General features: G+C 47.8%; 11 protein-coding genes and 1 pseudogene. 6 read left to right on the top strand and 6 right to left on the bottom strand.

The genetic code is table 11. The features are described from left to right. Window positions 1–23 precede the first annotated feature (23 nt). The 3 genes from C7R91_RS02115 to C7R91_RS02105 form a co-directional block, all read right to left on the bottom strand. The gene (locus tag C7R91_RS02115) at window positions 24–1865 is read right to left on the bottom strand and encodes a CotS family spore coat protein (RefSeq protein ID WP_047068114.1); all 1842 of its coding nucleotides are present in this window, start codon (window positions 1863–1865) and stop codon (window positions 24–26) included. A 184-nt stretch (window positions 1866–2049) separates the two neighbouring features. Beyond that, on the bottom strand, window positions 2050–5322 hold the full coding sequence (locus C7R91_RS02110; protein ID WP_047068116.1) for a DEAD/DEAH box helicase: 3273 nt from the start codon (window positions 5320–5322) through the stop codon (window positions 2050–2052). 102 nt (window positions 5323–5424) lie between these two features. Then, on the bottom strand, window positions 5425–5652 hold the full coding sequence (locus C7R91_RS02105) for a hypothetical protein (protein WP_047068118.1): 228 nt from the start codon (window positions 5650–5652) through the stop codon (window positions 5425–5427). A gap of 280 nt (window positions 5653–5932) precedes the next feature. Here C7R91_RS02105 and pdaA point away from each other — a divergent pair, with 280 nt between their 5' ends. Beyond that, window positions 5933–6718 (top strand): delta-lactam-biosynthetic de-N-acetylase, encoded by a 786-nt coding sequence (pdaA, locus tag C7R91_RS02100; RefSeq protein WP_047068120.1) that lies wholly within the window; start codon window positions 5933–5935, stop codon window positions 6716–6718. A gap of 69 nt (window positions 6719–6787) precedes the next feature. Here pdaA and aspA read toward each other — a convergent pair whose 3' ends face one another. Further along, window positions 6788–8212 (bottom strand): aspartate ammonia-lyase, encoded by a 1425-nt coding sequence (gene aspA, locus C7R91_RS02095; RefSeq protein WP_047068122.1) that lies wholly within the window; start codon window positions 8210–8212, stop codon window positions 6788–6790. A 159-nt stretch (window positions 8213–8371) separates the two neighbouring features. Between aspA and C7R91_RS02090 the strand changes: the two genes are divergently transcribed. Then, window positions 8372–8881 (top strand): Gmad2 immunoglobulin-like domain-containing protein, encoded by a 510-nt coding sequence (locus tag C7R91_RS02090; protein WP_047068124.1) that lies wholly within the window; start codon window positions 8372–8374, stop codon window positions 8879–8881. A 361-nt stretch (window positions 8882–9242) separates the two neighbouring features. Next, window positions 9243–9989 carry a YwaF family protein gene (locus C7R91_RS02085; RefSeq protein ID WP_047068126.1) on the top strand — a complete coding sequence of 249 codons (747 nt, stop codon included), beginning with the start codon at window positions 9243–9245 and terminating at the stop codon, window positions 9987–9989. Between the two features lies 1 nt (window position 9990). On the opposite strand, the gene C7R91_RS02080 is transcribed toward C7R91_RS02085, so the two are convergent. Beyond that, window positions 9991–10869 (bottom strand): LysR family transcriptional regulator, encoded by an 879-nt coding sequence (locus C7R91_RS02080; protein WP_047068128.1) that lies wholly within the window; start codon window positions 10867–10869, stop codon window positions 9991–9993. A 146-nt stretch (window positions 10870–11015) separates the two neighbouring features. Here C7R91_RS02080 and C7R91_RS02075 point away from each other — a divergent pair, with 146 nt between their 5' ends. Then, complete coding sequence (locus tag C7R91_RS02075; protein WP_047068130.1) at window positions 11016–11912, top strand: DMT family transporter; 897 nt, start codon at window positions 11016–11018, stop codon at window positions 11910–11912. 23 nt (window positions 11913–11935) lie between these two features. Then, window positions 11936–12064 (top strand): annotated as a pseudogene (locus tag C7R91_RS29615) (polyketide cyclase); the annotation flags it as partial. Window positions 12065–12149: 85 nt separating this feature from the next. On the opposite strand, the gene C7R91_RS02065 reads toward C7R91_RS29615, so the two are convergent. Beyond that, window positions 12150–13748: an amidohydrolase gene (locus tag C7R91_RS02065; protein WP_047068132.1), complete on the bottom strand. Its 1599-nt coding sequence runs from the start codon at window positions 13746–13748 to the stop codon at window positions 12150–12152. A 220-nt stretch (window positions 13749–13968) separates the two neighbouring features. Here C7R91_RS02065 and C7R91_RS02060 point away from each other — a divergent pair, with 220 nt between their 5' ends. Continuing rightward, window positions 13969–15279, top strand: coding sequence for an MFS transporter (locus C7R91_RS02060; RefSeq protein ID WP_047068135.1), 1311 nt, complete (start codon window positions 13969–13971; stop codon window positions 15277–15279). Window positions 15280–15322 lie beyond the last annotated feature (43 nt).

The following is a 15322-nucleotide window of genomic DNA, read 5'->3' as shown; positions in this document are numbered from 1 at the left end:
CTTTCCCGTTCCGACTTCTTACATTAGTTGCCTTTTGTCTTTTTTGATTTTGGACGCTGCTTCTTCAACTGATTGTTGATGAGTTTACGGCTTAGTTTCGCCGCCTTGGCAACCTTCTTGTTCTTGTTGGAAGTGTCGGTCCGGGACTGCTGTTTAGACGTCCACACAGTTGCTTTTTTGTTTTTCTCTGCTTGACTTGCAGGTTTTGCTTTTGGTGATTTGGTCTTTACCTCGATAGATATCTTTACTTTGCTTTGAAGCTTACTCGACTTTTTGCTGCTGTTTTTTGAAACGGCAGAGCTGGTTCCCCGCTTTTTGCTTCGACGAACGAGTTTTCGTGGTTCACCTGTAGCGAATGGCGCTGATGGCGTAAAAGGAACATTTCCCGAAAATGCAATTCGAGTTCTGCGGGTAGTGCCACCTTGTTCTGCCTCTGCCCCTTTTTGCTGGCTTTCTTCCCGTGTAACTGGCTTTTGCTGGGAAGTCGGAAGTGAAGCGGCTACCTTATCGCTTGCAGCCTCCTTGACTTTGGACTCTTTGTCTTTAGATCCCTTCACTTTCGAATCTTTATCCTTGGATACCTTGACCTTGGACTCTTTATCCTTAGACACCTTGATCTTGGTAGACTTTTTGTCTTTCGGTTCCTCGACCAAAGACTCTGTTGCTGGAGTGGATACCGCACCAGGTATGAACTCCTTGATACCGGATGCCAACCTTTGCGGTTCAACCACTTCCGTTATTTGGTCATAGTTGCCCGGTTGATATTTGCTGATGTCTTTTGCGAGCTCTGCCAAAGCAGCATCTTTCGTTTTATCCCCCGTCAAAACTCGCTGCAGAATGCCTTCCGCTTCCGTAGACAGAAAGATTTCGGGATCATAAAACATCTCTTTGAGATGCTTATAAAATTCGTTTGGTACTGCCATATCATTTAAGAGCACCTCAAACGATTCGCGATCCAGTGGATTTGCCTTATGATAGGCTTCGATCATGCCGCGCATCCAGGTAACATCCCAGACGCCCATATCATCCATCGTACTGGTTATGAGCTTGCGCAAATCCCGAAACGGCAAATCGTACGACACGCCATCCAGGTCAATGACCCAAAGCCCTCCGGGACCATTTTGCCCATTTGACCAGCCGTAATCTTGGTGCACCAATCCCCAGTGCGCCTCTCCCATTTTGATCATTTTCGGATAGGCAGACGCTTTTAATTTCTCTAAGGCTGCCCATGCCTGCTGTTCATAGTGATCAACGACCGCCAAAATGGATTTACTTGCTGGGGCTTCACTGTAGGCTTTCGCTACTTCCCTCATCCATCCGATTTTTTTGGCAATCTTTTGATAATGATTGGGCCAACGATATAAACGGGAAGAGTTTTTGGCTCCTGCGGGCGGAACATAGCCTTTTGAATGACGATGGAATTCACCGAGACCGTAGCAAAGCTCTTGGGCGCCTACCAAATCTACTTTTGTTGCCGGTTGCAAGGCAATCCAATCGGTAACAATCCAGAGTTTCCCGCCCTTTTCCACATAAAGACTACCATTTCGGGCAGGAATCAGGGCTGGTACCCTTGCCCCCTGTTTAACGACGTATTCTTGGAAAGCCACACTAAAGAGACTACGTTCAGGCGTACGGTGCAGTACCTTTAGGCTACGCGGACCTTTATCTGTCTCGATGCGCCAAATAGCCCCGCCTTTGTCTGGCTTGGAAGTAATGAGCGTACGACTCTTCACCGACATGTCATACTCTTTGATCACTTGTTCTGCGATCGCATCTACTTCCGGTGGCACTGTCAAATCCCAGTCAGCCGGCGTTTCCACATTCCCTTCTCGGGTATCCCATGGCTTAATCACATATTGTTCCATTCCATTCCCCCCACACTTCTGTGGTGATGCCTTCGTCCTTCTCCATAAGCTATTCGCTATGTCCTTTTCTCGAACCGGACAAATATCATTGGGAGTCAGCCAATTCGTTATTCGCACAGGGGGTATAGTCTCGCAAAAAAACAGCTTGACCCCTCGCATGGTAGCGACAGTCAAGCTGTTCATATTAAATCATCAGTAATTCACGTATTTCTTGCTCGGTTAAAGAAGAGATTGCCTCTTGTCCCGGTGTAATGATTTCCTCGATCAAGTTTTTCTTTTTTTGTTGCAGCTCGTACATCTTCTCTTCGACCGTTCCCTCTGCAACAAGCCTGATCACTTGGACGACGTTCTTTTGTCCGATACGATGGGCACGATCAGCCGCCTGTTGTTCGACGGCGGGATTCCACCACAGATCATACAAGATTACGGTGTCCGCACCCGTCACATTCAATCCTGTTCCCCCAGCCTTCAAAGACATGAGAAACAAATCTCGCTCTCCCTCGTTAAATCGGTTACACAAATCCAGTCTCTCTGCTACTGGTGTCTGTCCATCCAGATAGAAAAACGGGACACCATGATACCCCAGCTCGCGTCCGATTATCCCCAGCATCTCCGTGAATTGAGAAAAGAGCAAAACGCGCTTCCCAGCGTTTTTGCATTCACCGATGATCTCGAATAGCTGTTCGAGCTTGGCTGACCCTCCGTCATACTCTTTGACGAACAGGGCTGGATGACAACATATCTGGCGCAGTCTCGTCAAGCCTGCGAGAATTTTGATCCGATTTTTTTGAAAGCCTTTATTGTACAGGTGCTTCACTGTTTCCTGTTGGAGCTGCGCCAAATAGGCGACATACAACTTTTTCTGCTCTGGCAACAGCCTTGCGCTTTGGAGTGTTTCAATTTTGGCCGGTAATTCCTTCAGCACCTCCGCCTTGAGCCTGCGCAATAAAAATGGACGCGTCCGTTTCGCAATCGTATCTCGCGGCAAGTCGAGAAATTCCTTTCGTGCCGGAAAAAGCTCTGGGAAAACAACATCATAGATAGACCACAGCTCCTCTACTCTGTTTTCCACAGGTGTTCCTGTAAGGGCAAAGCGATGTTTAGCTTTTATTCGTTTGACTGTCTGAGCTGTTTGGGTGACATAGTTTTTGAAGGTCTGCGCTTCATCCAAGATCAAGGTGTGGAAGGAATGCTCCTCGAACTTGGCATGATCACGACGCAAGAGCGGATATGAAGTAATGAGCACATCGACTTCTGACAGCTCGTTTACGATCTGATTCCGCTCTTCCTTCGTGCCATCCACAATAACACTCCGGATATTTGGCGCGAACTTTTTGATTTCATTTTGCCAATTGTATAAAAGAGAGGCAGGAGCCACGATAATCGCTGGGAGCTTTTGTTCTCGGATTTCGGGCAGAACGGAGTGAAGAAAGGTAATACTTTGCAATGTCTTCCCCAGCCCCATATCGTCTGCGAGAATTCCCCCAAAGCCGTAGTGTGCCAGTGTTTTCATCCATTGATAGCCAAACTTCTGATAATCTCGAAGTATCCCCTGCAAAGATTCGGGTACGGGAAAGTCCAGATTATCAGGGTTACGCATATTCTCCAAAACCTGGCGCAACGATTTGCCTAGCTGAACAGACTGTCCCTGCATGGGTATATCAAGCAAGCGCAGCCCCCGAAAAGCAGGCAGTTGAAAACCACTTCCCATTTGCTCAGCGTATTGCATGCCCATCTCGTCCAGGAAACGATTGATTTGCTCAAATTCCTTTGTCTCAAGCGGCAGAAGCGCTCCATTTGACAGCCGGTGATATCTGCGCTTTTCTTCTACCGATTGGATAACACTTCGAATCTCTGACTCGGGTATCCCATCCATATCAAAACGAAAATCCAGCCAATTTGTTCGCTCATCGACATCCACTTTTACTTTTGGTGGTAGGTGGAGAGGCTGAATCCTGATTTTTACGGAAGTGGTCGCGAATACCGTTAACAGCTTTTCCAGCTTAGGGACGACGTGGTAAAGGAAGTCATACTCAGCTTCCTCGTCATCTAGGAAGTACCCTCCTTCCGTTCGGGTAAAGGCACTTTCCTCCATTAGCTCTAAAATCTGCCGCTCCTTCTCCCCGTCGCGCATCAAAATCAGCTCACTGCCACGCTGCCCGCCTCCCTCATAGCCTTCCAATGGATTGATGACGATATCGCCATATTGAAACTCAAGCCCCGCCAGCAGCCGGTCTCTTACCCTGTCCAAATACAACTTGGCTTTTAACTGGAATTGCACGACTCGTTCCGAGACGGCCTTTGCAATTTGTACGTTCCCCAGTTTCATCAAAGCCGGAACAATCTGCACCATGAATGGCTCGATTTTTTCTGCTGGAATGTGAATCCGTTCACTGCTGTGAGATTCTAACAAGTGCTTCAGCTCTGCCAAACTGTGGCATTGTTCCTTTGGCAGTCTGTGCCATTTGCCATCTACGAGCAACAATCCGTAAGCTTCCAAGACAGTGATTTGCTTGAATCCTAGGACTTCCAGCTGATATTGATCGGTTTTTGTCTGGTTAAATTCGAAGTGGAGCGGCGGCGGCTCATCTATACAGGCAAACGCTGAATACATTTGGTCATGATGCTGAATGTGAACAGATGGTGCTGTAAGTAGCAAAGCAAATAATCGCTCCCAGGTAAATGGTGGAACTAGAAGAACCCGTTCCCCACCCACATGCTTCTGTTCCTGATAATGGTAGCTTGCAGTCTCTCGATAAATTTTTTCCGTGCGGTAAATTTGCACAAGTTCACGAAGGATGGCTTCATGCTCTGGCAAAAAGCGATGCAAATTTGGATCATAGGTAAATTGGCTAGAGAAACCATACACTTGCTGCTTATCCACCCGGTCTAAAAACGCGCGAATGTCCTTTACGATGTACAATCTCTTTGGCCCTAGCCTCAGCTCTATTCCGATCATGCTTTTGCGAAAGCCGTACGGTACGATTTTACATATGATTTCCAAGGCAAGCGTTGTTCGTGAATCTAGCAACACGCGATTATGGCTTGTCCGAATCGGTCGGTCCACGAACAATCCGAACAGTCCTTCTGTTAGTTGGGGATCAGGCTGTGTTGTTATGCCTTCTTGTTTCGTTGCAAAGGAAGGGGAATAGCTGCCAGGATGCTCGTCTAGTTGCAGATCACGCATGGTTAACAACGAGGCTGCGATATGTTGGCAGTATTGATCGTACGACGCCAAAGTAGGACAACTACACACGGCTGCCATACCAGACTCGTCCAGTTCAATGGTGACTTGATAGTTATTTTTCCCTGCGTTCACTGTCGTTTTGATCCAAGCAGGTTCCGGTTGAAAATGCTCCACGAGCACGTTCCCAGAACGGTAAAAGGCCTTTCCTCTCTCATAAGAAAGGCGACCACACCATTCTTTTATCAATTGATGGCTCACTTGAAAGCTCATTTTCTGTTCCATCCTCATCTTGAAATATGTTTAATATTACAGAATACAACTGAAAAAAGATACGCATGAAAGCGTATCTTTTCCCACACCTATAAGAATCAATTAGGCTTCATCGGAATCTTCGTCGTCAGAATCTTCGTCATCGGATTCTTCGTCATCGGAGTCTTCTCCGGCATAGTCTCCGTCTTCATCTTCTTCATCATCTTCATCGTCGTCATTATTGCCAAAGTATAATTTTTTCGTAGTACCATCCTCGTATTCGATTTTTACTTCCATTTCTTCTGCACCTTCACCGAGTGCCTGACGTAATTGCTCCAACCATTCGTCCATGTTAACCACACCTCCTGGGTATAGATGATCCCTTGGCAGCATTTGCCAACAGGTTTACTGTCGACATTGATACTATATGAAGAGTTTCTTTTTCATGTATGGACAGTTGTCCCGTTCCACACAGTAGACTTTTACACACCTTGTCATTGCAGTTACGCATGTACCTAACAAGCTACTGTTGCCTACGTAACGTTTACATATTTGGAAGTAGACTGGACAAACTTTTGAGGAAATCGACTTGCCTACATCATGACTTCGCTTCGGAAGGGAGAGCTCGTTTTTGAAAAGACGATGGATCAAAAGCTTGTTGATCGGGATTAGCTTGCTGCTTACAAGTGCGTTGTCAGTTGACTCGATTATGGCCTCACCAGATCACCCGTACCATTTTGGTTTTAAAAAGAGCAAGAATGGACAATTACCCTCTATCAATGAGGAAGGTTTTAAAGGCATTGTGGATCGTCACGGCGCGGTTTTTTTAGGGGATACCACGAAAAAAGAGCTTTACTTGACGTTTGATAACGGTTATGAGAATGGCTTTACGCCAAAGATTTTAGACACACTTCTCGCAAAAAAAGTCCCTGCTATTTTCTTTGTGACAGGTCATTTTGTGAAGGAACAGCCCGAGTTGTTAAAGCGAATGGCACAAGAGGGACATCTGATCGGCAACCATTCCTGGAGCCATCCCGATATGACGACCGTATCGAATCAAAAAATCAAAGATGAACTGACGAAAGTAAGCGATGCGGTCCAGCAAGTGACCGGACAAGGTAACATGCGTTACTTGCGACCTCCTAGAGGAATTTTCAGTGATCGCACCCTTGCTGTAACCAAAGATTTGGGCTATACCAATGTCTTTTGGTCGGTCGCCTATAAAGATTGGGATACCAAAGTCCAGCGTGGGGCAAAATATGCCTATGATAGCGTGATGGCCCAATTGCATCCCGGCGCTGTTATTCTGCTTCATTCTGTCTCCAAAGACAATGCAGAGGCTCTCGGGATGATGATCGATGAAGCACGCAAGCAAGGCTATGAATTCAAGAGCTTGGATCAGCTTCCGAAAAAGTAGCGCAAATCCTTCCTTTTGCAAGCAAAAACTCCCGCTGCTTCGCATGTGCAAAGCGCGGGAGTTTTTGGTTTAGTCGCGATCCAGCAAGGATGCTCCAGCAATACCTGGATGCGTCATTTCAAACGGATCGAGAATCAGATCCAGTTCTTCTTCTGTCAGTACATTGTGTTGCAAGCACAGCTCACGTACAGACTTTCCTGTCAAAATAGCTTCGCGGGCAATGCGTGCAGCAGTCTCATATCCGAGATGAGGATTCACCGCAGTGATGACGCCTACGCTTTTTTCTACGTATTCTTTCATGCGCTCGCGGTTTGCTTCGATTCCTTCCAGGCAGTGACGCGTAAAGACATCGAATGCATTGTCCATAATGCTGATCGATTGCAGCAAGTTGAAGACAAGCACAGGCTCCATAACGTTCAGTTCTAGCTGACCTGCCTCGGATGCCAAACAAATTGTGTGGTCGTTTCCGATGACCTGAAAGGCTACTTGGTTGATGAGTTCTGCCATGACAGGATTGACTTTTCCTGGCATAATCGAGGAGCCTGGCTGACGTGCTGGCAAGGAGATTTCTCCCAGTCCAGCTCGAGGTCCTGATGCCATCAAACGCAAGTCATTCGCGATTTTAGACATATTCATCATGCAAACCTTTAGTGCGGCTGAAACTTCTGTATACGCATCTGTGTTTTGTGTAGCATCCACGAGATGCTCTGCACCTGTCAGCGGGAAGCCTGTGATATCGGCAAGATGCTTGACTACTGTTGTAATATAGCGAGGGTCAGCATTCAAACCCGTTCCTACCGCAGTCGCTCCCATATTCACTTCGTACAAATGCTGACGAGATTGCTTAATACGCTTGATGTCGCGCTCAAGCACTCGACGGTATGCTTCGAATTCTTGGCCCAAGCGAATCGGAACCGCATCCTGCAAATGCGTTCTGCCCATTTTAATGACATCATCGAATTCTTTTGCTTTTTGGCCAAATGCATCATGCATCTTATCCATCGTCGCGAGCAGCTTTTCCAACAGGGTGAGTGTAGCAATATGAATCGCTGTCGGGAAAGCATCATTGGTAGACTGAGACATGTTGACATGTGTATTTGGGCTCAAGTGGAAATAATCGCCTTTTTTCTCACCAAGCATCTCAAGACCGCGGTTCGCAATCACTTCGTTGGCGTTCATATTAATAGAAGTACCTGCTCCGCCCTGGATCGGATCGACGATAAATTGATCATGCCATTTTCCTTGCATGATTTCTTCCGCCGCAGCAACAATCGCATTTCCTAACCGCGGATTCAATCTGGAAACTTCCATATTTGCCATCGCAGCTGCTTTTTTTACCATTGCCATTGCATTGATGAGGGAAAAATGAAGACGATACCCGGTGATTGGGAAGTTTTCCGTTGCTCGCATCGTTTGCACGCCATAATAAGCATCTACTGGAATTTGCTTCTCGCCAAGAAAGTCTTTTTCCACTCGAAACGTCTGTTGTTCCATTCTTATCAGACCAGCCTTCTAGGAATAATGGTTGCTACTTCCCCTCCATTCTACCACAGTTTTACGCAGGAAGACTCATCCACCTGAAACACTATTATTTGTTTTTACGTCTTATTATTTGTAGGTACCATCTCATACCAGACAGAATCGAGGGATACCATGAAAAAAATGCTTTTGCTGCTGTTGACGATCGGCTTGCTGCAAGGATGCACGAGTGGCACAGATAGCCCTTCCACTCCAACAGAACAACAGAAGCCACCCGTTGCAGCAAAGCCCGAGACACCTGCTTCTGAGCCGCCTATAACCACGCAGCCACCTACAACGCCTGAGAAGCCATTAACGGAACAACCAGCTCAACAGGAGACTGTCTATGCCAATGACATTTTCCGCAATGTCACTGTGAAGAAAACCGGGCAGGACACGTTTGAAATCAAGGGACAGGCGCGCGTGTTCGAAGCTGTACTCAATTATGTCGTAGAAGATGGTCATAACGAGCTAACGCAAGGTTTCGTGCAGGCTACGACCGCTGCTCCTGATTGGGGAGATTTTACCCATACACTGAAAGTGAAAAAAGCAGAGCCGAACAGCACACTGACACTGATCTTGTTTGAAACTAGCATGAAAGACGGCAGCCGAAGAATGGAACTCATCATTCCGCTCCCGGAATAAGGCCTAATAAAAATCAGACCCTCTCTATGAAAAGAGAGGGCCTGATTGAAAGGGTCTATTATTAGATAGCAGTAGACAGTCAGTTGCCGTATGCCTTGCTGTTACTATTACTCGCTTTGTTCTTCCTTGAAGCATTCCATGCAGAGTGCACCATTGTTCTCGATTTCATACTCAGTCAAGCGAGCCTGACAAGACTTGCATGTTTTTTCCGTGAGCACTAAGTTCAAGACTATATCTCCTCTCAATGATGTAACGTAGTCTATTTATATTATAACCAAAGATTTATATCATACATATAGCTATCTGTTAAAATTTCGTGAATTTTCAAATATAAAAAATAATAAACAAAGAGGAGATCATCATGACCTCATCCTATTTTTCACTTGTCTTGACAGGGGAGCCGTTTCGGCTGTTTTCCCCTTCTCACGTTATCACCTTGATTCTTGTACTCTGTCTGGTCGTGCTCACCTATTTATTTCGGCAAAAGCTCCAAGCCCCGGCAAATCGACTCGCCACTCGTTACGCACTTGCTGGTGTCTTGCTTTTGTCAGAGGTTTGTTATCAGCTTTGGCATGTTTATACCGGCAGCTGGACGTCTGCTTACACATTGCCCTTGCAGCTGTGTAGCGTGACCCTCCTGCTTTCTGCCGTGATGCTGATGACAAGAAGCTACGGGCTGTATGAGATTACGTTTTTTGCCGGGATTGGCGGCGCTATGCAGGCATTGCTTACCCCCGAGTTGTTTTATCCATTTCCGCATTTTCGCTTTGTGCATTTTTTTGTAGCTCACGCGGGAATCGTCCTTGCTTGCCTGTACATGACGTGGGTAGAAGGCTACCGTCCGACTGTCCGTTCGATTTGGAAAACAATGGGCTTTTTAAACCTGCTCTTGCTCGTCGCACTTTTCGTCAACCAATGGACGGGTGGAAATTACTTATTTGTCTCGCGCAAACCGGACAATCCCAGTCTGATTGACTTTTTAGGCCCGTATCCGTGGTACATCGTATCGTTGGAAGGAGTAGCGATTGCGTTGTTTTTCTTGTTGTACCTGCCCTTTGTTCGAAAGCAGCCGCTGGCGAAGGAAGTCAGGAGCGATTTGTCTGTCTGAATTACGCTTGCTGCTCATTTACCCAATCGGTTACAAACTGCAAGAAGCGTTTGGCAGCCGGTGACTGCTTGGAAAAAGAGGTTGCTGCCACCCCGAGCGAACGATAATGCTCCCCTTCAAGCGGGATCATCCGGATATTTGCAGGCAAGCGGAACAAAATCATTTCTGGAAGGATGCTGATCCCGAGCCCATTTTGCACCATCGCAATAATCGCGTGATCATCTCCCACCTCATATTTGATGCGCGGTTCAATCTGATACTGGGCCAGCAAGCGCTGTATATCATTGTCACAGCCCGTCTTTGGCATGATAAATGTCTCTTCGGCTAATCGGCTCACATGCACCCGCTCCTCTTTGTAGAGCGGGTGTTCCTCTGTCACCAGTAAATACATCTGATCCTTTTTCAAAGGAATACATTCCAAATCCTCTGTTGTCGGTAAGGAGACGAAGCCGAAATCAATCTCTCCGCTTTGAATCCAGCTCTCAATTCCATCGTAATACCCTTCCATCAGCTTAATCTCGATCGCCGGATACTGGTCTTGGAACCGCTTGAGGATTCCCGGAAGCCATTGTGTGGATACACTCGTGAACGTTCCAATTCTCACCGTCCCGACCTCCAAGCCATTGATGGCAAACACCTCTTGTTTCATCCGTTCATGACAGCGCAAGGTCTCGCGCATGAATGGAAGCAGTCGCTCCCCATTGCTTGTGAGGCTAATACCTGACCGTCCTCTGGTCAACAGGGTGAAGCCAAACTCCCGCTCCAGACTCGCAATCGTATGGCTGATCGCTGATTGTGTTAGACCTAGTATTTCTCCAGCTTTGGTTAAGCTGCCCGACTCTATGACAGTGATCACTACCTCAAACTTGTTCAAGCTCACTCTTCTTCCTCCCCCTTTACATGAATCTGATTCATGAAAATCATCACAAACATTCATTTTTCTTATTTAAACGATACTCGTATACTGTTTATGGCGCAACACTGATTTGGACCCGCTTCTTCCCGGGCAAGGAGGCTTATCCCATCATGAAACCGCAAGTGAAAGCCGATTTGGCTATGATTTTGGTCACCCTGTTTTGGGGAACGTCGTATGTGTTTATGCAGATGGGATTGAAGGATTTGGAGACTTTCAATCTGATCGGCATCCGCTTTGGCATTGCTTTTCTACTGGCAGCTGCCTTGTTTCATAAACGCTTGCGTGGCACGAATCGAAAAACATTGCATCATGCATTCGTACTCGGTGTTCTCCTTTTCGGGGTTTTTGCCACCATCACGAACGGAGTGAAATCTACGACAGCTTCTCAGGCAGGCTTTCTCGTTAGCTTGACCGTTATCTTTGTTCCGCTCTTATCTATTCTTTTAAGAAACCGTCCGGAAAAAAGAGTCTTTGTCGGCGCTGGACTGGCCATGATCGGTATCGGTCTGCTCACACTAAGCGCTGAATTTCGCATCAGCCAAGGAGACCTTTTGTGCATCGCTGGGGCCCTCTTTTACGCTACACATATCACCGTAACAGGTCGGTGGGCCAATCAATCGGACACGATTCAGTTGGGGATTTACCAGCTTGGCTTTACCGCGCTGCTGGGCATTGTTTTTTCATTCGCACTGGAGACTCCCACATTGCCGCAGACTACAGAGGCTTGGATCGCCGTTCTCGCCCTTAGTGTATTATGCAGCGCAATAGGCTTTGTCGTTCAAACGGTAGCCCAAAAATATACGACCGCCACACACACGGGTGTTATTTTTTCCTTGGAGCCAGTCTTTGCTGCCCTGTTTGCCTTCTTGGTCACAGGCGAAACACTGTCTGTTCGCGGGTACATAGGCGCAGGTCTCGTTTTGATCAGTGTGCTGATTGCAGAAATTGATGTGAAGAGCTTGCTGCGCGGAAAGCAGCTGACAAAAAAACCGACTCACTTATCCTGAGTCGGGTTTTGCGTATGGGTTAGACCAAACTCACTTATCGCACCGTTTTTGAAGAAACGGCCGCTGCATTCGATAAGGTGAAAACCTATGCCGTTCCAGGTGCCGAGCAGACCATGGATCGTCTTGAAGAGCATCTCGCAAGTATGTCTTAACAGTATATCGTTTCAGAAAACAGCGGCGTCCAGGACTTCGCTTTCTTGTCCAGACAGCCGCTGCTCTGATTTGCGGGCTATGTTTTCAAGACGTGTAGCAAACTTTCCCGCCAATGATGGTCATCATGACCTTTGTCGAGAGCAGCTCGTCTGGATCGATAGTAAACAGGTCTTTGGAATAGACTGTCATATCCGCATATTTTCCACGAGACAACGTGCCTTTGACATGATCCTCGTTCGTCACCTGTGCACTGCCCAATGTAAACAGATGAATCGCTTCCTCCATCGTCAGCTTTTCTTGCGGGAAGTATCCTTCGTGGGTTTCTCCCGGTGCTTTGCGCGTGACGGCTGCGTGAATCCCCAACAGAGGATCGATGGGTTCTACCGGTGTATCCGAGCCCGCAGCGCAAATGATTCCATGATCCATCATCGTCTTCCAGATGTACGAGTGTTGAATCCGCTCCTGTCCTACTCGATCCATCACCCATGGGAAGTCTCCTGCGAGAAAACGCGGTTGGATATCTGCGATCCGATGAGGATGCTTCAAGCGGTCCAGCAGGTCCGGCCGCAAGATTTGTGTGTGTATGAGGCGATCCCGATAGGCGACTGCCGGGAACTGATCCAAGCTGTCCAGCACCATTTCCAGTGCTTTGTCGCCAATGGTGTGTACGGCTATGGGCATCCCGAGTCCACGTGCTTGTCGAACCAGCTCTGTCAGCTCGTCTTGCTCATGCACGGGATAACCGCTCGTGCTCGGATCGTCAGCGTACGGAGCTGACAGGTAAGCCGTCCTGCGTCCTAATGCCCCATCTGCAAAAATTTTCACCGCACCGATTTGCACATGAGCGTTGCCATAACCTGCCGTCATGTTTAAGTCGCACAGCTCATGCATATGCGGATAGTAGACAAGCAAATTGCTGCGTAGCGCAAGCTCTTCGCCATTGATGAGCTCATCATAAAGCCGATACGTTTGCGCCAGTCCGCCCAATTCACGCAAATCCTCCGTATGTGCTCCTGTCAATCCATGCGCCATTGCATAGTGAATCGAGCTGCGCAGGCTTTGCTTCAACTGATCGTAGTCAGGTCTTGGAATATGCTTCGTAATCAGGTTGGAGGCAGTTTCTAATAGCATACCCGTTGGCTTTCCGCTCACAGGATCATGTACAATGACTCCCCCCGCAGGCACTTCCATGTCACGATGATAGCCGCATAGCTCCAATGCCTTGCTGTTTACCAAATTTGCATGACCGCATATTCGTGCCAGAAGAATCGGGCAATGTGGTGCAGCTTGATCTAGCTCTTCGATGGCAGGAATACCGCCGCCATCCGCGAACAGATTCTCATCCCAGCCGTAGCCCTGTATCCACGTATTTTCTGGTGTGGCTTGCGCTTTTTCTTTCAAGAGAACCAGCATCTCGTCCTTGGAACGAGCTTTGCTCAAATCCAGCTGCAAAAAGGTGAGACCGAGCCATCCCAAGTGCAGGTGGCTGTCAATCAATCCCGGTGTAGCGGTATATCCTTGCAGATCAATGATCGTTGCATCTGTGCCTCCGTATTGAAGAAGCATGTCCGTATCGCTGCCCAAGTCATGCACAATTCCATCTCGAACGACCAGCGCTTGTACGAACAAATGCCTGGAATCTCCTGTGTAAATGCGTCCGTTCCTAAAAATAGTTGTCGCCATCTCGTAACCTCTTTTCTGTTCGCTTCTGTATTTTCGTATGCCTATCCTCTCTTAATTTGTTTGCTGCTAGTCGTTTTCCTCCCTGAAATGAAATAACGTTCAAAAAATTGCGACCTTCGCTTTCCATTTGGGAAAACATGGTGTTTACCCACTTCCCTGTTGAAAGCGGCAACGGTAGGGCACGTTATGTTCATGTCCTATTTTTGCGCGGAGGGAACGTATGCAACAAAAAACAAAAAAACGCCTTCCACCCTTCCTTCAAATTCAGGAGTCCCCTGGTCTGAAAATGTCGCGCCACGAGCCGTCTCAGCAAAAGCCATCAGGTCGTCTGGACAATCAAGCCAAGCTGCTGCTCCTGGTCAACGCTGTATTCATTGCCGCCGGCGCCCTTTCTGGCACGTTTGTCAACGTTTATTTGTGGAAGGTAAAAAGTCAATTTGCACCGATCGCTTGGTTTACTTTTGCCGCCCATCTCGCGGGTGCTCTGACCTTCTGGCTTGCGGGCTGGTACGTGAAGCGTCTGAACAAAATGAATGTCCTGCGTGCTGGCATGGCCGTTTCTGCCCTTTTTTATTTGCTCGTTCTTCTGGCTGGTCCCAAAGCTGTCTCTTACGCCGTACCGCTTGGGCTCGTTCAGGGTATGGCGAGTGGTTTTTTCTGGCTTTCCTTTAATGTGGTATACTTCGAAATCACGAATGCTGATAACCGCGACCTTTTCAACAGTTGGGCAGGGTTGCTTGCTTCACTTGGCGGCATGCTCGCTCCATGGATATCGGGGTTGCTCATTACGCGGCTACCGGGCAACAACGGCTACTCCCTTATTTTCGGGATCTCTCTTGCGCTATTTGTCGTCGGCGTATTCATCAGCTTTTTTCTGAAAAAGCGCCAATCGGAAGGGACGTATGCCTGGAGCTTTTCCTTGCGTTGTTTGCGGGAGGAGCCCCAGTGGCGCTGGGCGGCAGGCGCTTTGGCTGGTCAAGGACTGCGTGAAGGCGTATTCGGTTTTGTGATCGGTCTACTCGTCTACATTTCCACAAGAAGCGAGATGACTCTCGGCAATTACTGGTTGACTACATCTGCCGTCGGACTTGTGAGCTACTTCCTGATCGCCAAATGGTTCTCTCCTCGCTATCGGAAGTGGGGAATGCTCACTGGTTCTGTCATCATGTGGGGGATTCTCTTCGTATTTTTTTGGCAGGTGAGCTTTACGACACTGCTTATTTTCGGGATTGCCGTGTCCATCGCTTATCCGCTGTTTTCTGTGCCTATGCTCTCCACGATTTTTGATCTGATTGGCACTAACGAAGAGAGCGCACGCAATCGGGTCGAGTATGTCGTGCTCCGAGAGTTCTCTCTGGACGTTGGGCGGCTGGTGGGGATTCTGATCTTTCTGCTGGTAACATCCTTGAGTGTCTCTCCTCTTACACTGAACTGGTTGATTCTGTGTATCGGAATCGGCCCGCTCATCGCGTGGGTGTGCATGACCAAGCTATTCCGTCACGTCCCTGCTGCTAAAAAAACAGACAACTGAACGAAGAGCGCCCCCAAAACAAAACCCGCTTCGGCTGACTTGC

Source organism: Brevibacillus formosus (genome assembly GCF_003013405.1).
Lineage (GTDB): Bacteria > Bacillota > Bacilli > Brevibacillales > Brevibacillaceae > Brevibacillus > Brevibacillus formosus.
Note: the sequence above shows the minus strand (reverse complement) of the source record. Positions and strands in the feature narration are given on the sequence as shown.

Coding starts and splice junctions, on each gene's coding strand:
- C7R91_RS02115 (WP_047068114.1), bottom strand. CDS start 1,865: ATGGAACAATATGTGATTAAGCCATGGGATACCCGAGAAGGGAATGTG.
- C7R91_RS02110 (WP_047068116.1), bottom strand. CDS start 5,322: ATGAGCTTTCAAGTGAGCCATCAATTGATAAAAGAATGGTGTGGTCGC.
- C7R91_RS02105 (WP_047068118.1), bottom strand. CDS start 5,652: ATGGACGAATGGTTGGAGCAATTACGTCAGGCACTCGGTGAAGGTGCA.
- aspA (WP_047068122.1), bottom strand. CDS start 8,212: ATGGAACAACAGACGTTTCGAGTGGAAAAAGACTTTCTTGGCGAGAAG.
- C7R91_RS02090 (WP_047068124.1), top strand. CDS start 8,372: ATGAAAAAAATGCTTTTGCTGCTGTTGACGATCGGCTTGCTGCAAGGA.
- C7R91_RS02085 (WP_047068126.1), top strand. CDS start 9,243: ATGACCTCATCCTATTTTTCACTTGTCTTGACAGGGGAGCCGTTTCGG.
- C7R91_RS02075 (WP_047068130.1), top strand. CDS start 11,016: ATGAAACCGCAAGTGAAAGCCGATTTGGCTATGATTTTGGTCACCCTG.
- C7R91_RS02065 (WP_047068132.1), bottom strand. CDS start 13,748: ATGGCGACAACTATTTTTAGGAACGGACGCATTTACACAGGAGATTCC.
- C7R91_RS02060 (WP_047068135.1), top strand. CDS start 13,969: ATGCAACAAAAAACAAAAAAACGCCTTCCACCCTTCCTTCAAATTCAG.